Below are 21,649 nucleotides of genomic sequence, written 5' to 3'. Positions count from 1 at the left end.
ATCTCATAGGCGCTGCAAAACCCAAGGCATGCACCTGATAGCCCAGACGCACACCCAAGGCCTACACCTCCCTCCCCCCACCCAATCGCATGCTGTTTCGTGACTGGCCGTTCCCGATCCGCGACGGATGTATTATCGTGGCGTGGTGCGCATATAACAGCAGCCCGAGCGATCGGGCATCTGCAAGACAATCGAGGGTGTCATGAGTAACGAGAGCATTAACTGGGACAAGCTGGGTTTCGACTACATCAAGACCGATAAACGCTACCTGTCCGTATGGCGCAATGGCGAGTGGGACAAGGGCACCCTGACCGAAGACAACGTACTGCACATCAGTGAAGGCTCCACTGCCCTGCACTACGGCCAACAGTGCTTCGAGGGCCTGAAGGCCTACCGTTGCAAGGACGGCTCGATCAACCTGTTCCGCCCGGACCAGAACGCCGCACGCATGCAGCGCAGCTGCGCCCGCCTGCTGATGCCACACGTGCCGACCGATGTGTTCATCGAGGCGTGCAAGCAAGTGGTCAAGGCCAACGAGCGTTTCGTGCCGCCCCATGGCAAAGGCGCCCTGTACCTGCGCCCGTTCGTGATCGGCACCGGTGACAACATCGGCGTGCGCACCGCCCCCGAGTTCATTTTCTCGGTCTTCGCCATCCCGGTTGGCTCGTACTTCAAAGGCGGTATGAAGCCGCACAACTTCCAGATCTCCAGCTTCGACCGTGCCGCCCCGCAAGGTACCGGCGCGGCCAAGGTCGGTGGCAACTATGCCGCCAGCCTGCAGCCGGGCGCTGAAGCCAAGAAGGCCAACTTCGCCGACGCCATCTACCTCGATCCGCTGACTCACACCAAGATCGAGGAAGTCGGTTCGGCCAACTTCTTCGGCATCACCGCCAACAACGAGTTCGTGACTCCGAAATCGGCCTCCGTGCTGCCAGGCATCACCCGCCTGTCGCTGATGGAACTGGCGTCCTCGCGCCTGGGCCTGAAAGTGATCGAAGGCGATGTCGAGATCAACAACCTCGACCGCTTCATCGAAGCAGGCGCTTGCGGTACCGCTGCAGTAATCACCCCGATCGGTGGCATCGAGTACAACGGCAAGCTGCACGTCTTCCATGACCTGGAAAAAGTCGGCCCGGTAACCCAAAAGCTCTACAACGAGCTGACCGGCATCCAGAGCGGTGACGTCGAAGCACCGGCAGGCTGGATCGTCAAGGTCGCCTGAGGCGCTTTGCAAGCCTGAAAAAAGGGCATGCCAGATGATGGCATGCCCTTTTTTTTGGCTGTTTGATCGGGCCCGAAGCGCCAGATGAATTTTTCTTAAATCGCCGTTTGTCTATTCTTTGGCACAATCAAGCCTCTATTCGCCGCCCAGGAACCAGCATGCCACGCGTACTGACCATCGAAGACGACGCCGTCACCGGCCAGGAAATCGTCGCCGAACTCTCCAGCCACGGCCTGGACGTGGATTGGGCCGACAATGGCCGGGAAGGCCTGGCCAAGGCGATTGCCGGTGGCTACGACCTGATTACCCTGGACCGTATGCTGCCCGAAGTCGATGGCCTGACCATCGTCACGACCTTGCGCAACCTGAAAATCGCCACGCCGATCCTGATGATCAGCGCCCTGTCCGACGTTGACGAACGCGTGCGTGGCCTGCGTGCCGGGGGGGATGACTACTTGACCAAGCCGTTCGCCTCGGACGAAATGGCCGCCCGTGTCGAGGTGCTGCTGCGCCGCAACAGCGTGCCGATGACCCAGACCCGCCTGCAAGTCGCCGACCTGCAACTGGACCTGATCAGCCACGAAGCACGCCGCGGCGAGCACACCCTCAACCTGCTGCCGACCGAGTACAAACTGCTCGAATACCTGATGCGCCACAGCGGCCAGGTGATCACGCGGATGATGATCTTCGAAGAAGTCTGGGGCTATCACTTCGACCCGGGCACCAACCTCATCGACGTCCACATCGGCCGCTTGCGCAAGAAGATCGACTCGCCCGGCCAATCGCCGCTGATCCGTACGGTACGGGGCTCCGGCTATGCCATTGCTGAACCCGTCTAAGGGCTGGAGCTCGTCAACCAGCCGCTTGCTGGCGCTGTACAGCTTTCTGTTCGTGGCCTGGAGCAGCATCCTGATGGGGGTGCTGTACTTCGAGGTCTCCAGCTACCTGAACAAACTGACCCGCCATTCCATGCTGCAGCGCCAGCACCTGTTCGCACACATGAGCGGCAAGCAACTGGACGACGCCTTGATTGCCAGCCAGGCCTTCGAAGAACGCAGCTTCGATGCCTACGGCCTGTTCGATGCCCAGCTCAACCCGCTTGGCGGCCGCCTGCGCACGCTGCCTTCAGAGCTAGGCTTGGACGGCAAGGTGCATGAGCTCAAACGCTGCCTGGACGCCGATGACCCGCACATGCCACGCGACAGCTGCGACGCCGTGGCCATCAAAGTGCAGGATGGCCGTTGGCTGGTGCTGGTACGGGACAATGGCTCGTTGTTCGTGGTCACGCGGATCATCCTGCATGCCCTGCTCTGGGGTATTTCCCTGACCTTGATCCCCGGGTTTGCCGGCTGGTACCTGCTGCGCCGCAGGCCGCTCAAGCGCATCCGCGCGATTCAGGCCCAGGCCGAGCTGATTGTCGCCGGCGACCTCACCCACCGGCTACCGCTGTCAGCCCGTCGCGATGAGCTGGACATGCTTGCCGCCATCGTCAATGCCATGCTCGACCGCATCGAGCGGTTGATGCACGAGGTCAAGGGGGTGTGCGACAACATTGCCCACGACCTGCGCACGCCGCTGACCCGCCTGCGCGCGCAGCTGTACCGAATCCGCCAGCAGAGTGCCGCAGACTCGGCGCAGGCCGAGGCGCTGGACCAGGCGATTGGCGAAACCGATACCTTGATGGCGCGTTTTCGCGGCTTATTGCGCATCAGTGAACTGGAGGACCGTCAGCGGCGTGCAGGTTTTGTACAACTCGACCCGCATGATCTGCTGGTAGAGCTGCACGACTTCTACCTGCCGCTGGCCGAGGATGGCGGCATTCGCCTGGAGCTTGAGCAGCCCGCGCAGCTACCGGCGCTGCACGGTGACCGCGAACTGCTGTTCGAGGCATTGGCCAATCTGGTGGGCAACGCTATCAAGTTCACCCCAGAGGGTGGCCGCGTGCGCGTGCTGGCGACGCAGGACGACCAAGGCCTGCACATCGCCATCGAGGACAGCGGCCCGGGGATTCCTGAAGAGGAACGTACGGCGGTACTGAAGCGGTTCTATCGCAGCGAGGAAGGTCACCGGCACCCAGGCTTCGGGCTGGGTCTGTCGATCGTTGCCGCGATCGTCGACCTTCATGGGTTTGGGCTGGAGGTAGGCGCCAGCGAACTGGGCGGCGCCAGGCTGGTACTTCATTGCCCATTGACGGGGGCATCGAAGTAGCGGCTGGGCGCCTCGCCTAGCAAGCGCTTGAACACGGTCGCAAAGGCGCTCGGGCTGCTGTAGCCAAGCGCCAGCGCGACGCGGGTGACCGGCTCTCCTTTGCCAAGCCGAACCACGGCGTCCAGCAAGCATGCCTGCTGACGCCATTCAATGAAGCTGATCCCGGTGTACACGCGAAACTGGCGCGTGAACGTGCGCCGGCTCATGCAGGCCCAGTCCGCCATGCCATCGATGCCTGTTTGCAGCGAAGGCGCCGCCAGAAACGCTCTGCATGCCCGCGCAAGGCGCGGTTCCTCGGGGATCGGCGCATTCAGCGACAGCGCCGGCATGTCGGAAATCTCATGCAGCAGCAAGCCTATCAAGCAGGCATCACGCCCCTGCAGGGGGTACTGCGCAGGCACTTCGATCGCCTTTTCAAGCAGCTGCTGCACCAAAGGGGAAACCGCAAACACCTGGCAATGCCCAGGCAACCCAACCCGCTCGGCGGCCTGCGGGCAAATATAGGCATTGAGCATGGTCACCGGGCCGCGCATCTGCATGGCATGGGCCACTTGTGCAGGCACCCAGATGGCCCGCAAGGGCGGCACGGCCCAATTACCTGATTCGGTTGCAACCGTGATCACGCCGCAAGCGGCAAAGGCGAACTGGCCTCGACCATGGCGATGCATCGGGAACAGTTCGCCATCCGCAAAGGCCTTTCTCGCCACCACCACATCACAAGGCGTGTCGTCGTACAGCGTATCTTCAACGTAGGTCATGGCCTGATTTTAATTAGATTCGACCTTGAATTGAAAGCGGGCCAAACCGTTACCGCGGCATAGTGACTGAAGCGTCAAGGCGCACTGCCGCGACCCCAAAAGATTGCCAAACCATGCACAGAAAACACCTGACCCTTGCCGTCCTGGTCACAGCCCTATGGGGCGTCAACTTCCCGATCACCAAACTGGGCTTGGCCCACGTCGACCCACTGCTGCTCACCGGCTTACGCTTCGCGCTGTGTGCATTGCCGTGGGTGTTTTTCGTCAAGCGCCCCAAGGTTGCCGTCCGCTGGTTAGGTGCCTATGGCCTGATCTTCGGCGTAGCCATGTGGGCACTGATCAATCTCGGCATCGCCATGGGTGTGCCACCAGGCAGCGCCTCGCTACTGATTCAGTTCAGTGCATTCTTTACCCTGGCGTGGGGCTGCCTGCTGTTTCGCGAGCCCCTGACCGGCCCGCAACTGGTCGGCATCGTGCTAGCGGCGACCGGCTTGGTTGGCATCCTCGCAGCAAGCCCGGGCAAAACCACGACAACAGGGTTGCTGCTGGTCTTGATCAGCGCACTGGCCTGAAGCATCGGCAACGTCATCATCAAGCTGTCAAAGGTGAAGGAGATCTTTGCCTTCGTGGTATGGGCCAGCCTATTTGCGCCAATACCCTTGCTGTCGCTCACGTGGTGGCTGCATGGCGCAACCCCGTTCGTGGCACTGGCAGCGCAGACGAATGCCACCGTGGTCTTTTCCCTGGTCTTCCAGGTGTATGCCGCGACGCACTTCTGCTATTGGGGATGGAATTACCTGTTGCGCGAATACCCGGTGTCCACGGTAGCGCCGCTGTCGCTGCTGATTCCGGTATTCGGCATCGTCAGCTCAGCCTTGATCGTGGATGAGGTGCCTAGCGGCTGGGAGTGGCTGTGTATTGCCCTGATCTTGTCAGCGCTGGCGGTCGGCATGAAAAAAGGGCGAGCGGTGCTGGGGAGAAAACCGCTGCCTGCTGTTTAGTGGCGTGTCGCGAAAGGGCTGCGTGGCAGCCCCTCGCGCCATTGATCAGTCGGCCAAGCGCCAGGTAGTCCCGCCCTTGCCGTCTTCCAGCACCACGCCCATGGCGGTCAGCTGGTCACGAACACGGTCGGATTCCGCCCAGTTCTTGTCTGCACGCGCCTGCAGGCGCGCCTGGATCAACGCTTCCACTTCAGCCGCATCGACCTTGCCTTCTGCGCCTGCACGCAGGAAGTCGTCGGCCTCCAGCTGCAGCACACCCAACACATCACCAAGCTCACGCAGGCGGCCAGCAAGGCCCGCTGCCGCGTCGAGATCGCTGTCGCGCAGGCGATTGATCTCGCGCACCAAGTCAAACAGCACGGCGCAGGCTTCGGGGGTGCCGAAGTCGTCGTTCATCGCCATGCTGAAGCGCTCGACAAACGCCTCGCCCCCCTTGGCCGCCACCCGTGGCAAGCCGCGCAGGGCGTGGTAGAAGCGCTCCAACGCGCCTTTTGCATCGCGCAGGCTGTCTTCGGAGTAGTTGATGGCACTGCGGTAGTGGCTGGCCACCAGCAGGTAGCGCACTACCTCCGGGTGGTACTTCTCGAGCACGTCACGGATGGTGAAGAAGTTGTTCAACGACTTGGACATCTTCTCGCCGTTGATACGGATCATGCCGCAGTGCATCCAGGCATTGGCGTACTGCTTGCCGGTGGCCGCTTCGCTCTGGGCGATCTCGTTCTCGTGGTGCGGGAACTCCAGGTCGCTACCGCCACCGTGAATGTCGAAGCTCTCGCCCAGGCAGCAGGTGGACATCACCGAGCACTCGATGTGCCAGCCCGGACGGCCCGGGCCCCACGGCGATTCCCAGCTCGGCTCGCCCGGCTTGACGCCCTTCCACAGCACGAAGTCCAGCGGGTCTTGCTTGGCCTCGTCGACCTCGATGCGGGCACCGATGCGCAGGTCTTCGATCTTCTTGCGCGACAGCTTGCCGTAGCCGACGAACTTGCCTACCCGGTAGTACACGTCGCCGTTACCCGGCGCATAGGCGTAGCCCTTGTCGATCAGCGTCTGGATCATGGCGTGCATGCCCGCGATGTGATCGGTGGCACGTGGTTCTTGGTCCGGCGGCAGGATGTTGAGGCGGCGCTCGTCTTCGTGCATCGCGTCGATCATGCGGGCGGTCAGCGCGTCGAAGGTTTCGCCGTTCTCGTTGGCCCGGTTGATGATCTTGTCGTCGATGTCGGTGATGTTGCGCACATAGGTCAGCTCGTAGCCGCTCTTGCGCAGCCAACGGGTGACCAGGTCGAAGGCCACCATGCTGCGGCCGTGGCCAAGGTGGCAGTAGTCGTACACGGTCATGCCGCACACGTACATGCGCACCTTGTTGCCATCCAGCGGCTTGAAGGCTTCCTTGGTTTTGCTCAGCGTGTTGTAGATGTTAAGCACGACGGTTCCTTAGCTGCCCCAGGAGTCACGCAGGGTGACAGTGCGGTTGAACACCGGGCGACCCGGCTGGCTGTCCTTGAGGTCGGCGCAGAAGTAGCCTTCGCGCTCGAACTGGAAGCGGTCTTCAGGCTGTGCCTGGCCCAGCGACGGTTCGGCGCGGCAGCCGGTCAGCACTTGCAGCGAATCCGGGTTGATGTTGTCCAGGAAGCTGCCGCCGTCCTCGGTCTTTTCCGGGTTTGGCGAGCGGAACAGGCGGTCGTACAGGCGCACTTCACACTCGACGCTGCCTACGGCCGGCACCCAGTGGATCACGCCCTTGACCTTGCGGCCTTCCGGGTTTTTGCCCAGGGTGTCCGGGTCGTACGAGCAACGCAGTTCGACGATGTTGCCGTCAGCATCCTTGATGGCTTCATCAGCGCGGATCACGTAGCTGCCACGCAGGCGCACCTCACCGGCCGGTTCCAGGCGCTTGTAGCCCTTTGGCGGTTCTTCCATGAAGTCGTCGCGGTCGATGTACAGCTCGCGGGCGAACGGCAGTACACGTACCCCCATGTCTTCCTTCGGGTGGCGCGGCAGTTCGAGCTGCTCGACCTGGCCTTCCGGGTAGTTGGTGATGACCACTTTCAGCGGGCGCAGTACGCACATGGCACGTGGCGCGCTGCGGTCGAGGTCGTCACGGATGCTGAACTCAAGCATCGACATATCGACCACGCCGTCGGAACGGTTGGTACCGATCATCTCGCAGAAATTGCGGATCGACGCCGGCGTGTAACCGCGGCGGCGGAAGCCGGACAGGGTCGACATGCGCGGGTCATCCCAAGCGTCGACATGTTTCTCGTCGACCAGCTGCTTGAGCTTGCGCTTGGAGGTGATGGTGTAGTTCAGGTTCAGGCGGCTGAACTCGTACTGATGTGGGTGCGCCGGCACCGGCAGGTTGTCGAGGAACCAGTCGTACAGCGGACGGTGGCCTTCGAACTCCAGGGTGCAGATCGAGTGGGTAATGCCCTCGATGGCATCCGACTGGCCGTGGGTGAAGTCGTAGTTCGGGTAGATGCACCACTTGTCACCGGTCTGGTGGTGGTGGGCATGACGGATGCGGTAAAGAATCGGGTCGCGCAGGTTCATGTTCGGCGACGCCATGTCGATCTTGGCCCGCAGCACGCGCTCGCCGTCCTTGAACTCGCCGGCCTTCATGCGTGCGAACAGGTCGAGGTTTTCTTCGACGCTGCGCTCGCGGAACGGGCTGTTCTTGCCAGGCTCCTTGAGGTTGCCGCGGTATTCCTTGGCCTGATCAGGGGTCAGGTCGCAGACATAGGCCTTGCCACGCTTGATCAGCTCGACCGCCCAATCGTGCAACTGGTCGAAGTAGTTGGAGGCATAGCGCACATCGCCGGCCCAGTCGAAGCCCAGCCACTTGACGTCGCTCTGGATGGCGTCGATGTATTCCTGGTCTTCCTTGGCCGGGTTGGTATCGTCGAAACGCAGGTGGCAGACGCCACCGAATTCCTTGGCCAGGCCAAAGTTCACGCAGATCGACTTGGCGTGACCAATGTGCAGGTAACCGTTGGGCTCCGGCGGGAAGCGGGTGACGATGCTGCTGTGCTTGCCCGAGTCCAGGTCGGCCTGGATGATCGGCCGCAGGAAGTTCGCAGGGACAGCGGGGGCGCCTTTGGCAGCGGCGTTGGGCGCGTTGTCGGCAGTGGGCTTGCTCATAGGATCCTTGAATGCACGTGTCCGGCCTGGGTAGGCCGATTGAATCAAAGGGCCTATCATAGCCGAAGCAGTCAAGCTGCTGACAGCCGGGCTCGGACAAACTGGCGTGATTTATCACGGCTTTTTGCCGCAGGCTGGCAAAATGGCCTGTGCGCGCCATTGTGTCGCGATCGCCTGATACTGCGTCAGGTGATAACCCGCGCACTGCGCACCCTAATTCCTTAATGCCTTGAAAGAGCGAATTTCAGCATGTCCAAAGTCAAACTGAGCACCAACCACGGCGACATCGTCCTGCAACTGAACGCCGAAAAAGCCCCGCTGACCGTTGCCAACTTCCTGGCATACGTTGAAGCCGGTCACTACTCGAACACCGTGTTCCACCGTGTGATCAAGGGCTTCATGATCCAGGGCGGCGGTTTCGAGCCAGGCATGAACGAAAAGCGTGACAAGCGTGCCAGCATCCAGAATGAAGCCGACAACGGCCTGAAGAACGACAAGTACACCATCGCCATGGCCCGCACCATGGAGCCGCACTCGGCCTCGGCGCAGTTCTTCATCAACGCCTCCAACAACGACTTCCTCAACCACAGCGGCAAGAACGTGCAGGGTTGGGGCTACGCGGTATTCGGCGAAGTGATCGAAGGCCGTGAAATCGTCGACGCCATCGAAAAAGTCGCCACCGGTTCGAAAGCGGGCCACCAGGACGTACCGAAAGAAGACGTGATCATCGAGAAAGCCGAGATCATTGGGTGATACTGCTGATCTCCGATCTGCACCTGCAAGAAGAACGCCCGGATATCACCCGGGCGTTTCTTGATCTGCTCGATGGCCGTGCGCGGCATGCCAAAGCGCTGTACATCCTGGGCGACTTCTTCGAAGCGTGGATCGGTGACGATGCCATGACGCCGTTCCAGCAGTCGATCTGCCAGGCCATGCGCCAGTTGAGCGACAGCGGTACGGCGGTCTACCTGATGCATGGCAACCGTGATTTCCTGATTGGTCAGGACTTTTGCGATGCCGCAGGCTGCACCTTGCTGGCCGACCCGAGCGTTGTCGAACTGGGCGGTGAGCAGGTGCTGCTGATGCATGGTGACACGCTGTGCACGCGGGACGTGGCCTACATGAAGCTGCGTCGTTACCTGCGCAACCCGTTGAGCCTTTGGATTCTGCGGCACCTGCCGCTGTCCACGCGGCACAAGCTGGCGCGCAAGCTACGCAGTGAAAGCCGCACGCAAACGCGCATGAAGGCCACCGAAATCGTCGACGTCACGCCAGAGGAAGTGCCCAAGGTGATGGCGGCGCACGGAGTGAGGACACTGGTTCACGGTCACACCCACCGGCCGGCGATTCACAAGCTGGTGGTGGACGGGCAACCGGCACGGCGCATTGTGCTGGGGGACTGGGACCGCCGGGGCTGGACCCTGCAGGTCGATGAACAGGGCTTTCAGTTAACGCCGTTCGAGTTTTCCTGACTACCCGGAAATTTGGGGCCGCTTTGCAGCCCCAGATTCACTTATCTATCCCCTTCGCTGATCACTGTCTCGCGATACTCAGGATCTGCCTTTATCTGCGCCTCGGTAAACGGAATCACTGCCAACTGCTTGGCCGAGAACGCCTTGGTCTGGTCATGCGCATGCGCCGAGCCCGCCTCGCTTGACTGTGAAAACGCCAGCAATCCGCGCGCCTGCGGCCCTTGTTCGGTAAAGCTGACCAGTTGCAGGTAGCTGGTACCACTGACCACCAGGCGCTTGCCCGGCCCATGCGGCACACTGTGGATCGCGTTGTACACCCCAAGCCCCTGCGGCCCGCCAGGCACCGGCGTACCATCGATAGCCTGCTGCACCTGCCCCCAACGGCTGTCGCCCCCTACCCCGCTTTTGGCCACTTGTTGCTGGGACGCCAGCGCCGCCTGGTGCAGCAGCTTGCGCACTGCCGCCTGCTCGACCGCCAGGCCACGCGGCGTATGCTGTGGGTCGGCCGGGTTGAACGCCACCCGCCAGCTTTCAGGGTGAGCCACCAGGGCCTCAAGCATGTTTTCGAAATGCACCAGGCCAACGCCGCTGTCCAGGTCTGCCTTGCCATTCCAGGCGACCAGGCTGACACAGACAGGCTGCACATCTGCCTCGGCACCCTTGCACCACGCCAGCAGGTCCGGCAGCAGCAGGCTCGCGAGGTAGACCTCATCATCCATCACCATGCGCTGCAGGTCGTCTACACCCAGCTTGGCCGTGCCTTGCAGGCGCTGCAGGGCAAAACGCCCACGCATGCCGAGCGGCTGGTCATCGCGGCTGACCAGCGGCGAAAACCCGGTCAACGGCTGAGCCGGGTTGGCCATCCAGGCAGGGTCGTTGGAGTTCTGCACGAAGTCCTTGCGCTCGAGGCTCGGCAGCAATCGTGCGGGGAAGATGCCGGGCTGCGCGGCCTGCGCGTCGACCTTCCACTGGCAGGCACTGCGCGAACCATCGAGCACCACCATGCGCCCTTGCGCCTTGGGGTTGCCGCACTCACTCAGCAGTTGCTGGTCGACGTACGGCACCACCGACTGGTTCAGGTACAGCGCCCCGCCCCCCTCATCGACAGCAAGCGTGTTAACCCAGGGAATGCCCTGCAACTGCTGCACCGAGCCCTTCAACGCGTCCAAGCTGTCGGCGCGGTTGATGCGGTACCACTGCTGTAGCACCCGCGTATTGCCCAGGTTGGCGTCGCGCAGGCTGTAGGCCGCGTGCGCGTCCCAATCCAGGCGCCCAGGCCATTGCACCACTGGCCCGAATTCCGAGCTGTAGACCTGGCGTTCTACCTGGCTCAAGGTGCCATCCTCGGCCTTGACCGTAACGCTAACAGCCTGCCGCATCAACGGCAGTGACTTGCCATCGAGCAAGTAGCGGGTCGGGTCCTTCGGGTCAAGCTGAAGGCGGTAAAGGGTGAAATGGTTTGACGTGTCGACCGTATGTGTCCAGGCCAGATGCCGGTTGAAACCGATGTTCACCACAGGCAAACCCGGTAGTGCCGCCCCCATCACATCCAGCTGGCCCGGTATGGTCAGTTGCATCTGGTAGAAGCGCATGCCACCCATCCAGGGAAAGTGCGGGTTAGCCAGCAGCAGGCCACGGCCATTGGCCGAGCGCTGCGAACCGACGGCCACCGCGTTGCTGCCGCGCTCCGAGGCAAAACGCTCCTGCCGGGCCAACGCCGTGGCAAAGCCTGTGGCCTCGCGCTGGCTCGTCAATGAGGGAGGCTGCGCCCCTGCCAGCGCCTCGGCGAACTGTCCAACACCCCCTTCAGCCAACAGGCGACGGGTCAACTTGACCAAGTCTTCGCTGCTGATCGGCCGCACCCAGTCTCCCTGCCCGCACTCTGCCGGCAGGCCTTGGCTGCGGCGCTCGGCGAGGGCACGGTTGAAGCCGCGTGCATAGCCATCGAGCAGGTCACGCACCGGTGCCGGTTGTGCCTGCAGAAATGCCTCCACGGCGCTCGGCGTATTGAGCCAGGTGAAGAACAGGTCGCTGGCAAGGTTGTCCCGTTGCTCGACGGTCTTGGCCTTGGCACCGAAGTGCCGCGATCGCTCGCCGCTGACCGTCAGCACTTCGTTAGACAACAGGCACAGGTTGTCCTGTGCGTAGGCATAGCCGATGCCATACCCAAGGCCGCGCTCATCCTTAGCCACGATGTGCGGCACTCCGTAGCTGGTACGCCGGATCTGCGCACTGGCATCCGTGCTGGCGGGCTGCGCTAGCGCGGCAGTGCTTAAGGCGACCAACGCAGCCGCCAGCCCTGCGCTGGTCATGGGACGAGAAATTGAGAACACGGGCACACCTCGGATCCAGGGGTCATCCCGATCAGACGAATGGCTGAATGAAAATTTTACGTATTACAAGGCGATAGAACGTCTTGAACAGGAACAGGGATATTTTTTCTCGAGCGGGCTGCAGATTTTCCGTTCTCATTCGTCCTAGTAAGTGAGGCAACCACATTTCGGGTTAGTCCACGAAAAGGAGCATTCACATGTACAACCCGCAACCCTCAATGCAGGCTGCACGCGTACCCGGCAAAGCGCCCAAGGGACAGGACGTTTTCGCCGAAGAACGTGTCGGTAACGAACAAATTCGCGAACTTTTACGCACCTTTGGCTTGCGCACCAGCCTGATCCGCTTGAAGGTGATCGATGCGCTGCATGCGGCCGACCGTAATGGCCGCAGCATTGGCGTGCGTGGCGTGCACGCGCAACTGGAACAACTGGACATTCCGCTGTCGTTCCTGAGCGTGCGTGAAGTGCTCAAGCGGCTGTGCGCTGAAGGCGTCATCAACCTGGGCAGCGACAAATGCTACAGCCTCAACCCCCAGGCCCGCGCCGTGCTGGATCAAGCGTCCCCGCGCTGAGCGTACGGCCGGCCACGCCTGGCCGGCCCGCACAGGTCAGGGCTTGACCTTGCGCCGCAGAATGCCGTTGATGACTACCACGACCACCGCAATGGCGATCGCCAGCAACTGGAAGGTCTGCTCACTGATCGTGCCCTGCTTTTGCAGGTGGGACAGGCCAACCATGAGGCCCAGTACCACCAGGATGATCAGAAGTGAATATTTGAGGCGCTGCACGTGTGTCATTGAAAGTTCCTTGCAACATCAGGGGCAAAAGGCTCGCAACGAGCCGCGGCAATGATACAACGCCCACCCGCACTGGCGCTGCATTTCCTGCTTAGTGTGGTGCCACTCGCCTGAAAGCATGGGCCCTCATCGCCCGTGCCGGAGGCACTATGTACAAATCCCTGCTGTTCGCATCCCTTGCTGTGACGCCCTTACCTCTTTACGCGCTGGACACGCGCCAGACGCCCCCCGAACAGTTGCTCATGCTAGGCAGTGAACTGGCGACCAGCGCCGGGTCTAGTCAATGGCAACAACTCTGGTACAGCGTTCGCGAAGCGGGTTACCTGCAGGCTCATGCCTCCCTGGTGCACTTCACCGTGCCGGCAACCCTGTTGCCGGAGTTGGCCCGACAAACACTGGCACAGGCCGACCAGGTGCACGCAGTGAAGCAGACCCGGGCACTTTATCGCCGAGATTTTCCCGATCGCATTGTAGGAAAACGCGCAGAGCATGCGTTCAGCGCGCTGTGCCTGCTGGTCGACTGGCGCGCCCTGCCCCAAGGCATGAGCACGACCCCCAAGGCATACCTGAGAAGCGCAAGCCTGTTGAGCATCTATCCGTGCGACTGAGGGTCACTGGCCCCAGCAAGTAAGCCATGGCGTGTCACAGCGGGAATTCACCGGCTGCAGCGAATAGTTGAAGGCATGTCCTACAAGAAGGGAAATCACTGCCTGCAAACACTGTTCAACGAGGCTACAAACCCAAGCCTATATGGCGCCTAGCGACGCACCTTGGCTCTACCTGAGAATTCGGTCACACCTTCGACACAACGCCGCAGGTGATCGCTTACCGCATCTACACCGAACGAAGGAGCGTCTTATGGAGTTACCAGACCTTACCCGGATAGACATCAGCCAGTTACCCCATTCACTGCAAGCGCTGATCGACTGCATCGGTATCGACAATGCATTCCAGCTCACCTGCGCCTATGGCGGCAGACCCAAATACATCCCCAAGCACCGCGAGCGCACCAAGCTCGCCGATGTACTCCCGGCCGACGCGCTCGATGCGCTGATCAAGCGCTTCGCTGGCGTGGCCCTGGAAATCCCCAAGGCCGACCACTTCATGCGCCAGTTGCGCAACCTGCAGATCCAGCAGGAAAGCGCCGAGGGCTTGTCACGCAGCCTGCTGGCCGACAAGTACGGCCTGAGCCTGCGGCAGATCGGCAATATCCGCCGACAGGACCCCCTATGTTCACTAGGCGATAACCCTAATGGTCGCCACTGACGGCTAGGTTTGCAGCACCCATTAAAAAGAGAATCCAGCTATGTCCCTAGACAACAGCCTCATCGGATCCGTCATCAATGCCTTGCCGATGGACCGCATGATCGCAGGCCCCCTGCAAGCCATGGTTCAGGCACAAATTACCGCGAGCAAGTCGTACGCCGACTTCCTGATGCAAGTGTGCGTTCAGGAAGGCAAGGCGGTCGCCATCCAATTCGACTACGACGAAACCATCGTCGATCAACAGGGTGAGTACCAAGGCGTCGTCAGCAAAACCATGAAAGTGCCGCTGGTAGCGGCGATCACCCACCCGAACATCGCCATTGAGGAAGGTAGTGTCGAGTTCGAACTGACCATCAACCAGATGTCGGAAGACGTGACCGACAAAAACCTGGCCGCAACTGCAACCGGGTCACTGGGTTGGGGGCCATTCAAGCTCAACGTCAAGGGCAGCATCAGCCACAAGTCCACGCAAACCCGCAAGACTGACACCCGTGCCCGCTATGCCTTCAATACGATACTGAAGCGCCAAGACCCGCCTGAAGCGATGATGAGGGTCATCGATTTCCTGACCGAGGCCGCCACCAAACCCACTGTCGTCAAGTCCGCAAAGCTGAATAGCCCGGACATGATCTCGCAAGCCGACACCCTCAACGGCCTCGCGAACGGCAGCAAAGCAACGCCTGGGGCACCTGCTGCTAACTGAAGTCGGTAACGATCGCCCCCTCGCAACAGGGGGCACCCCCTGGACCCAGGAGCCGAACATTTGGACAAGTCCCCCGCCCCCATGACATCCATCGACCTGCGCGAGATCACACGCGGTCTGCAAGAAGCCGCCAGTGCCACCAACAGCCTGATAGCTCAGCAGTACATCAATCTGTTCGATCAATTCTTCGACTGCGACACCGAAGCACTGGGTGCGCCCATGAAAGCCAAGATGGTCGAAATCGCCATGGATGAGCAGCACATCATGCGTGTGCCCTTGTTTGCGCTAGTGTCGCCCAAGGGCCTGGCACTTGAGCGCATGCAGGTTGACCTGTCGGTCCGCGTCAAGGGCACCGAGGCGCAGCAAGCGCTGCTGGCGGCCAGCGAGACGAACGCCGCCAGTTTCAAGGTGACCATTGGTGGCCAGGGCCGTCAGGGCGACAGTCGCGACCCTGACGAGGTGCAGATCCGCATGCAGTTCCAGGCCAGTGAGCCGCCTGAAGCGCTTAACCGGCTGATCGAGGAATACACCAGCCTGATCACACCCGTGCGCATAGCCAAACCCACACCCCCGCCCACACCCGATACCAATGAGTTCGTCGAGGCTGCCACGGTCCGTTGACCGCGGCGATCAGAAGTCCCGTTTGTAGAAGATATCCAGCGAGCTCGCCAACCCGCTAGCCGCCTCAAGGTACACCATCCGGCTCAACTTGTAGCGCAACGCGATGGTGTTGGCCGGTTCGAACACCCCCACCCCGTAACGCAAGCTCAGCTTCTCGGTCAGGTTGCCGCTGGCGACCACACTGGTGGTGTTACCCGAGCCCTCGGTATCCAACTGGAAGTCATCGATACCCAAGCTCGATGCCAAGCTGCCGGTAATGCCGGCACTGCCTGCCAAGCCCAAGCCCAACGCGGCCTCGGCGAGCATGTTGTTGTCCTCACCCGACGTGCCCAAAGGGCGACCCAGCACCAGGTACGACAGCGCCTGCTCCTGGCTCATGGCAGGTTCGGAGAACACCTGCGTGGTGGGCTGCTCGGCACTGCCGCTCAAGCGAATACCGGCAATCACGTCATCGACTTTGCGAATCGCTTCGATGTCCAGGTACGGCTGGTCGAGCGGGCCGGCAAACAGCAAGCGCGCCCGGCGTATGGTCAGGCGCTGCCCGTAGGCGCGGTAACGACCATCGGCCAGGCTCAGTTCACCGCGGGTATCGAGGTTGTCACCGATATGCACGTGGCCCAACAGGTTGGCCGTGAGGCCAAAGCCTTTGAACGACAGCTTTTCGCGCCCGACATCGACATCGATGTCCATGGCCATCGCCATGGGCGGCTTGCCCTCTTCGGTCTGATGGCCAACGATGACGGTGTCATCAGACACCTTCACCGTCGAGGGCGGCAGCTCGCGCACCGTGATCTTGCCTTTGGGCACCTGCACCTTGCCGGTTATCGCCAGCTTGTCGTCGACCAGGCGCAGGTTCAGGTCCGGGGCGACTTCCAGCGTCGCATAGGGCTCGACCGTCACCGGCAATTGTTGCCCCTGCAAACGCAGGTCCATGCCCAAGGCCTGGCCCCAAGTCAGATTACCGGACAGTTGCCCGCGCCCCGCTTCGCCACTGCGCCAACCGCCGTTGAGCTGGACCTGTTCACCCGCGATCGTAGCCTGCAGCGAGAGGTCTTGGAGGCTAACCGGCAGTTCGGCACCACTGACCTCGCCCTGGCTCAGTACCAGGTTGCCGTTGACCTGCGGTGCCAGCAGCGTACCCGACAAATTTCCGCTGCCATTCAACTGCCCGGCCAGGCGTTCGACCATGGGCACGAACGGTCGGGCGACCGACAGGTCCAGGCCCGCCAGGCGGAAATCGCCCGACAATGGCTTGTTCTTGCCCAACGGGTCGAGGCGGGCATTCAGGCTCAGTTCGCCCAGGCGCTCACCCCGGAAATTCAAGCGGGTGTCGATGCGGCGAGGTGCCAGGGTGCTGTCCAGGCGCAGCGCCTGATAAGGGAAATCGATCCAGCGCCCCTTGTCGCGCACGCGCAAGGTGCCGCCACTGGCGTCCACAACAATGCTGCCCTTGGGGCCGCTGGCCGGGATATCCAAATTGACGTCGGCATTCAGCAGGCCCTGCCAGGCAAAATCCTTTGGCAGCCACTGGGCCAGGCTGTCCAGCGGGAACTGTTTAAGGTGGTAGCGCAAGCGCGGCTCAGGCGCCAGGCGCTGGTCATCACCACACAGGCTGGCCTGGCCGGAACGCCAGCAGTGGGCGCCAAAATCCAGCTGGCCGCTGGCCAATCGCTGCAGGCGTGCCGGCGCCTGCAACTGCCAATCCTGGCCTCCGGCCTGTATTCGGCCACTGGCAAGGCGACCACGCCAATCGCCTTTGTTCAACTGGCCGTCCAGGCCCAGGTCCAGCTTCAGCTGCGGGCCGTCGAGCGCCAGGGTCAGAGCTTGCTGGCGAATGTGGCCTTTGCCATTGGCCTGCAAGGTACCCAGTGCCGTGTCACCGAGTTGGATGCCGCCGGCCTTGAGGTCGATCACACCACGTTGGGCGCTGTCCAGGCGTGCGTCCAGGTCCAGCCGCTGAATACGGTTTTCGGCCTGCGCCAGCTGTTGGCCCTGCAAAGTGAGCGTACCTTGGGGCGCCTTCAAGGTCCCGGCGACGTCCAGCCGGCCCTTGACTTGCCCTTGCAGCCTCGGCCATAGCTGCCCCAAACGCGGCAAGTCGAGATCCACGCGCCCGGCCAGCCGCTGTTGCAGGCTGCCACTGCCATTGATGCGGTTATCACCCAGCTGGATAGCCAGGGCTCCGAGTGTCCAGCTTTCCCCAGCCCCTTGGGCTTCGACCTTGAGCACTGCCGGCTGCCCGCGCAGGCGGCCTTTAAGGTCGAGCTGGGCATCGAGCTTGAGTGCATCCCCCTTCATTTCACCTTTGCTGCGCAGCGGCCCGGCCAGGGTGCCGGGCAGTTCGGCAAGCCAATACGCGGGGTCGAGCGCCGAGAGCTGCAAGTCGACATCCCACGCCAGCGTATCGGCGAAGCGCACCGCGACGCGGCCTTCGGCCTTGCCTTGCCCAGCGCTGAGCGCCAGCTGCGGCAGTTTCACCTGGTTCAAATCACCTTCGAACGGGCTGGCCAGGGAAAACGCCCCCGCCGGGCCGTCAAGATCACCTTTGAAGGTGCCTTGATAATTGCCATCGCGGTAGTGCACCTGGGCATTGAATTGCTTGAGCGTCACGTCAGGCGGCGTCTCCAGCGGGTACAGGCGCAACCACGGGAAGTCCAGCCAATCGAGCTGGGCATCGGCAGTCAGGCCCTGTTGCCAGTCGGCACTGGCCTGCAGCTTCAGCCGCTGGTTATCGCTGGCGTTGAGGTCCAGGGCATCGACCTTGGCCCCTTTGCTATCCACCCGCCCGGACAGGACCAAGGCAATCGGTGACTGCTCAGCCGGCAAACTGGCCGAGCCCGACAATTTATAGCCCTTGAGCAAATCACCTTTGGCATTGAGCTCAAGCTGATTGAACTGCAGGGTATCTGGCAGCGACCCGGTTGGTTTGAAAGCGTCGGAGCGGATCTGCAGCGTTGCCGGCAGGTGCTCGGCCAACGCTTGTAGCTCACCGCTCAGCCGTGCATCGAGGTAACCCGAGCTGGTGCCTTGGAGTGTGAGGGTTTTCTGCAACTCGCCTTGCGCGGTCAACGCCAGTTGCCAGCTTTTACCCTCTACCGAAGGCAGCTGAACTTGCCCTTGCAGCTGCAGCGGCCAATCGCCCTCAGGTTGCAGGTCGCCTTGCAGGTCCAGGCGCAGATCATCGCGCTGCAGATGCAGGCGGTCGATGCGCATGCCCGTTTGGGTCCAGTGGGCGGCCAGTTGCACATCACCCAACAGGTCGCTGCCGTCGAGTCGCAGTTGGCCGATCTTGACCTCGCCCAGTTCGATGGCGACCGGCAAGCGCAGGGCCGGGAGTTGCAGCGGGCCGCTTTCAGCCGGTGCATCGCTGGGTGCAAACGCCATGTCGATGCGCTGCGCCTGCAGTTGATCGATACACAAGGTGGCACGCAGCAGGCACGCGGGCGACCACGTCAACAGCGGGGCCTGCACCTCGACCCGGTTACCGCCCTCAACCCAGCTCAGCTGGCTGGCTTGCCAACTGCCCGCCAAGCGCCCTTGGAAGTCAGCGACCTGCAAACCCGGCACCCTGGCCAGTGCCCAGCGGCTGCCGCTTTCGGTCCCCACCAGCACGCCCAGCGCCAGGCCCACGGCCACTACCCCGCCGAGCACGCCCAGCAGTACGAATTTGAACACACGTGTCACAGCTCAGGCCCCATGGAGAAGTGCAGGCGAATACCGCCCTCGTCATCGAGGGCCTTGGCCAGGTCCAGGCGCAGTGGCCCAACCGGTGAAACCCAACGCACACCAATGCCCACCCCGGTCTTCAGGCTTGGCAGCTCGAAGGTGTTGAACGAGTTGCCCTGATCGACAAAGGTTGCCACGCGCCACTTTTCAGTCAGTGAGTACTGGTACTCGACGCTGCCAGCCACCAGGTAGCGGCCACCGATGCGGTCGCCGTCGCTGTTTTTCGGCGACAAGGTCTGGTAGTCATAGCCACGCACGCTCTGGTCGCCACCGGCGAAGAAGCGCAGCGATGGCGGGATGTTGTTCTTGTAGCCGTTGGTGGCGCTGCCGCCAAATTGCACCCGGCCGAGGAAGCGATGGTTATGGCCAAGCGTGGTCAGGCCCTTGAGCAGCACGTTGCCGTGCAGCAGGTTGGTGTCGGAGACCAGGCCTTCCTTCGCCACCTGGGTATCGAACTGCAGGCGGTAGCCATTGTGCGGGTCAATGCGGTTGTCGCTGCGCAGGTACGAGAAGCTGACGCCCGGCATCAGCAAGTTGCTCAGCCCCGAGTCATCGCCTAGGCGGTACTCTTCACGCTGGTACTTGAGCGAGATGACCCGCTGCCAGCCACTGGGCAACTTGCTGTGCCATTCTGGCCCGACGGTGAGCAGCTTGCTGAGGGTGTCGGTACCGGCGAGTTCCTCGTTCTGGTAACCACCGGCAAAGCGCAGTTTGTCGGTCAGCGGCGGGTCGAGCGGCACGTCATACCACAGGCCGACGTTCTGCCGAGGTGCCGACAGTTCGGTTTCCCAGCCGTAGCTGTGGCCCTGAGGGTTGACCCAGTGTCGCGTCCAGTTGGCCTTGCCACGGGGGCCGACGTCAGTCGAGAAGCCCAAGCCCAGGCCCATGGTGCGTGGTTTGCGGGTTTCCAGGCGGACCTCCACCGGGATGTCCTCGCCCACGGCGGCAGTCGGCGCGGCGTCTACCCGCACACCTTCAAAGTAGCCACTCGATTGCAGGTCGTTGTTGAGTTCGGCAATCAGCTCGGAGTCATAGGGCGTGCCTGGCTTGAACGAGACCATGCGCTGCAGCAGGTCTTCATCCAGCGGTGTATCACCACCAAACTTGACCGCGCCCAGGCGGTAGCGAGGGCCGCTTTGGTAGACCAGTTCGATGTCGGCCACGCCGGCCTGGGGGTCGACCGCCAGGCGTTGACGGCTGAAGCGGCCGGCGAAGAAGCCATAGCGTGAAGCCTGGTTCTGGATCAGCCGTTTGGCATCTTCGTAAAGCCCATGGTTAAGCTGCTCGCCAGCGCGCAGTGCCTTGCTGTCGGGCACCCGAAACGCCTTCATCTCACTGGCAGGCCCTTCGATGCGCACCGTCACGTTGCGCAGGCGCACAGGCTCGCCGGGGGCTATCTGGATTATCAATTGTGGGGCTTGGTCGGCTTTGGCGGGAGGCTTGACCTCGGTATCGATCTGGGCTTGATAGTAGCCAAGTGCCTGCGCGGCTTTGCGCGCCTGCTCCTGAGCCCCGCGACTGAAGCGCAGCAGCGCTTCTTCATCGCGGTCACCCAAGTTGCCGATATAGCCTTCGACATTGGCCTTGAGCGCTTTGTTGGCTGGTTTTACCTTCACCAGCAACTCGCTCTGGCCCCATGCTGCGAAACTGGCGACCCAGAAAACCAGGCCCCAGGTTAATCTTCCTGAATACGTCATGCGGGGCATGCTACCAGAGCCGGGCGCTCAAGGGAGCCGTCTGGCGGCTTGTCAGGCAAAAGCGGAAGTTGAAGACACGGGGTTGGGATGGAAGAACACCCTTTCTCGGATCGGCCCTACGGCAACCTCGCCAATTTCCTCATAACCCTGACGCTGGTAAAAAGCCAGGTAGTGCTCATTGCCGGTGTCCAGCACGACGCCCTGGGTGCTGGGGTCTTCCGCGCACCAGTCATGCACAGCTTGTAACAATTGCTCACCGTACTGGCGCCCCTGAAATTGCGGGTGCACGCCCAGTAGAGGCAAGACGTGCACTTGGTCTGTAGGCAAGCAGCTGGCCAATGCCGCCTGGTAGTCCATGTAGCGTCGCGTGCAGCGCAGGCCGGTACCCAGCATCATGCGCAAACGCCAGGCCCAACTGTCGGCCACCCCCAGCCTGCGCAGCGGCGGCACGATCAGGGCCAGGGCAATCAAGCGGTCATCCAGCAACAGGCCAATGGCCGGCAGTTGCAGGTAAAAGTGCTGGCGGACCCATTCACGCACCATCACGCGCAGGCGGCGCTCATAGCCTGGGCGCTGCGCCTCGAAAATGTAAGCAAAGGTAGGTTCATGGCGGTAGGCGTTGTACAGCAGCGAACGCGCCTCACGGCTGTAGCCGTCGTCAAGTTGGCAGATACGCGCCGGCGTGGCAGTGGTTTCGGGCATTG

The 21,649-nt window shown here is 62.0% G+C and carries 18 protein-coding genes and 1 pseudogene; 11 read left to right on the top strand and 8 right to left on the bottom strand.

Translation table 11 applies throughout. The features are described from left to right. The first annotated feature begins 202 nt into the window (after positions 1-202). The 3 genes from MFF34_RS14885 to MFF34_RS14875 all read left to right on the top strand — a co-directional run bounded on the left by MFF34_RS14885 (position 203) and on the right by MFF34_RS14875 (position 3,430). Positions 203-1,222, top strand: coding sequence for a branched-chain amino acid aminotransferase (locus tag MFF34_RS14885; protein ID WP_027594823.1), 1,020 nt, complete (start codon positions 203-205; stop codon positions 1,220-1,222). Between the two features lie 158 nt (positions 1,223-1,380). After that, positions 1,381-2,061: a response regulator transcription factor gene (locus MFF34_RS14880; RefSeq protein WP_027594822.1), complete on the top strand. Its 681-nt coding sequence runs from the start codon at positions 1,381-1,383 to the stop codon at positions 2,059-2,061. Then, complete coding sequence (locus tag MFF34_RS14875) at positions 2,039-3,430, top strand: HAMP domain-containing sensor histidine kinase (protein WP_238214934.1); 1,392 nt, start codon at positions 2,039-2,041, stop codon at positions 3,428-3,430. Before MFF34_RS14880 ends, MFF34_RS14875 begins: the two co-directional genes overlap by 23 nt. On the opposite strand, the gene MFF34_RS14870 is transcribed toward MFF34_RS14875, so the two are convergent. Beyond that, the gene (locus MFF34_RS14870) at positions 3,400-4,188 is read right to left on the bottom strand and encodes a helix-turn-helix domain-containing protein (protein WP_238214931.1); all 789 of its coding nucleotides are present in this window, start codon (positions 4,186-4,188) and stop codon (positions 3,400-3,402) included. The two genes, MFF34_RS14875 and MFF34_RS14870, sit on opposite strands and share 31 nt — an antisense overlap. A 113-nt stretch (positions 4,189-4,301) precedes the next feature. On the opposite strand from MFF34_RS14870, the pseudogene MFF34_RS14865 reads away from it, so the two are divergent. Beyond that, positions 4,302-5,189, top strand: a pseudogene (locus tag MFF34_RS14865) (EamA family transporter). Between the two features lie 45 nt (positions 5,190-5,234). Here the strand turns inward: MFF34_RS14865 and cysS are convergent. Next, entirely contained in the window at positions 5,235-6,617 is a 1,383-nt protein-coding gene (gene cysS / locus MFF34_RS14860; RefSeq protein ID WP_085273481.1) for a cysteine--tRNA ligase, read from the bottom strand. 9 nt (positions 6,618-6,626) lie between these two features. Further along, a complete protein-coding gene (locus MFF34_RS14855; protein WP_238214929.1) occupies positions 6,627-8,330 on the bottom strand; it encodes a glutamine--tRNA ligase/YqeY domain fusion protein in 1,704 nt (567 codons plus the stop codon). A 249-nt stretch (positions 8,331-8,579) separates the two neighbouring features. Here MFF34_RS14855 and MFF34_RS14850 point away from each other — a divergent pair, with 249 nt between their 5' ends. Beyond that, positions 8,580-9,083: a peptidylprolyl isomerase gene (locus MFF34_RS14850; protein WP_186676526.1), complete on the top strand. Its 504-nt coding sequence runs from the start codon at positions 8,580-8,582 to the stop codon at positions 9,081-9,083. Beyond that, on the top strand, positions 9,080-9,802 hold the full coding sequence (locus MFF34_RS14845; RefSeq protein ID WP_085273483.1) for a UDP-2,3-diacylglucosamine diphosphatase: 723 nt from the start codon (positions 9,080-9,082) through the stop codon (positions 9,800-9,802). The genes MFF34_RS14850 and MFF34_RS14845 overlap by 4 nt, the downstream gene beginning before the upstream one ends. Before the next feature lie 41 nt (positions 9,803-9,843). Here the strand turns inward: MFF34_RS14845 and MFF34_RS14840 are convergent, their stop codons facing one another. Continuing rightward, positions 9,844-12,135, bottom strand: coding sequence for an acylase (locus tag MFF34_RS14840; RefSeq protein WP_238214927.1), 2,292 nt, complete (start codon positions 12,133-12,135; stop codon positions 9,844-9,846). A 197-nt stretch (positions 12,136-12,332) separates the two neighbouring features. Here MFF34_RS14840 and MFF34_RS14835 point away from each other — a divergent pair, with 197 nt between their 5' ends. Beyond that, positions 12,333-12,707: a fe2+ zn2+ uptake regulation protein gene (locus MFF34_RS14835; RefSeq protein ID WP_085273484.1), complete on the top strand. Its 375-nt coding sequence runs from the start codon at positions 12,333-12,335 to the stop codon at positions 12,705-12,707. A 36-nt stretch (positions 12,708-12,743) separates the two neighbouring features. Here the strand turns inward: MFF34_RS14835 and MFF34_RS14830 are convergent, their stop codons facing one another. After that, positions 12,744-12,932: a hypothetical protein gene (locus tag MFF34_RS14830; RefSeq protein WP_027594812.1), complete on the bottom strand. Its 189-nt coding sequence runs from the start codon at positions 12,930-12,932 to the stop codon at positions 12,744-12,746. Between the two features lie 149 nt (positions 12,933-13,081). Here MFF34_RS14830 and MFF34_RS14825 point away from each other — a divergent pair, with 149 nt between their 5' ends. From MFF34_RS14825 to MFF34_RS14810, 4 genes are all read left to right on the top strand, one after another. Then, positions 13,082-13,540, top strand: a complete 459-nt coding sequence (locus MFF34_RS14825) for a hypothetical protein (protein ID WP_238214924.1) — start codon at positions 13,082-13,084, stop codon at positions 13,538-13,540. 250 nt (positions 13,541-13,790) lie between these two features. Beyond that, positions 13,791-14,198: a Mor transcription activator family protein gene (locus tag MFF34_RS14820; RefSeq protein ID WP_099429511.1), complete on the top strand. Its 408-nt coding sequence runs from the start codon at positions 13,791-13,793 to the stop codon at positions 14,196-14,198. A gap of 40 nt (positions 14,199-14,238) precedes the next feature. After that, the gene (locus tag MFF34_RS14815) at positions 14,239-14,901 is read left to right on the top strand and encodes a DUF2589 domain-containing protein (protein ID WP_238214922.1); all 663 of its coding nucleotides are present in this window, start codon (positions 14,239-14,241) and stop codon (positions 14,899-14,901) included. Between the two features lie 60 nt (positions 14,902-14,961). Then, complete coding sequence (locus MFF34_RS14810; RefSeq protein WP_186676512.1) at positions 14,962-15,522, top strand: DUF2589 domain-containing protein; 561 nt, start codon at positions 14,962-14,964, stop codon at positions 15,520-15,522. A gap of 9 nt (positions 15,523-15,531) precedes the next feature. Here the strand turns inward: MFF34_RS14810 and MFF34_RS14805 are convergent, their stop codons facing one another. The 3 genes from MFF34_RS14805 to MFF34_RS14795 are packed head-to-tail and all read right to left on the bottom strand — an operon-like array spanning position 15,532 to position 21,647. Then, positions 15,532-19,206, bottom strand: coding sequence for a translocation/assembly module TamB domain-containing protein (locus tag MFF34_RS14805; RefSeq protein ID WP_238214920.1), 3,675 nt, complete (start codon positions 19,204-19,206; stop codon positions 15,532-15,534). Beyond that, positions 19,203-20,945, bottom strand: coding sequence for an autotransporter assembly complex family protein (locus MFF34_RS14800; RefSeq protein ID WP_027594807.1), 1,743 nt, complete (start codon positions 20,943-20,945; stop codon positions 19,203-19,205). Before MFF34_RS14800 ends, MFF34_RS14805 begins: the two co-directional genes overlap by 4 nt. 51 nt (positions 20,946-20,996) lie before the next feature. Further along, complete coding sequence (locus MFF34_RS14795) at positions 20,997-21,647, bottom strand: N-acetyltransferase (protein WP_027594806.1); 651 nt, start codon at positions 21,645-21,647, stop codon at positions 20,997-20,999. Between the last annotated feature and the right edge of the window lie 2 nt (positions 21,648-21,649).

It is taken from the genome of Pseudomonas sp. PAGU 2196, assembly GCF_022179005.1.
In the GTDB taxonomy this organism is placed as follows: Bacteria; Pseudomonadota; Gammaproteobacteria; order Pseudomonadales; family Pseudomonadaceae; genus Aquipseudomonas; species Aquipseudomonas kermanshahensis.
The sequence above is the reverse complement of the archived record's forward strand: the minus strand, read 5'-3'. Positions and strand labels throughout refer to the sequence as shown.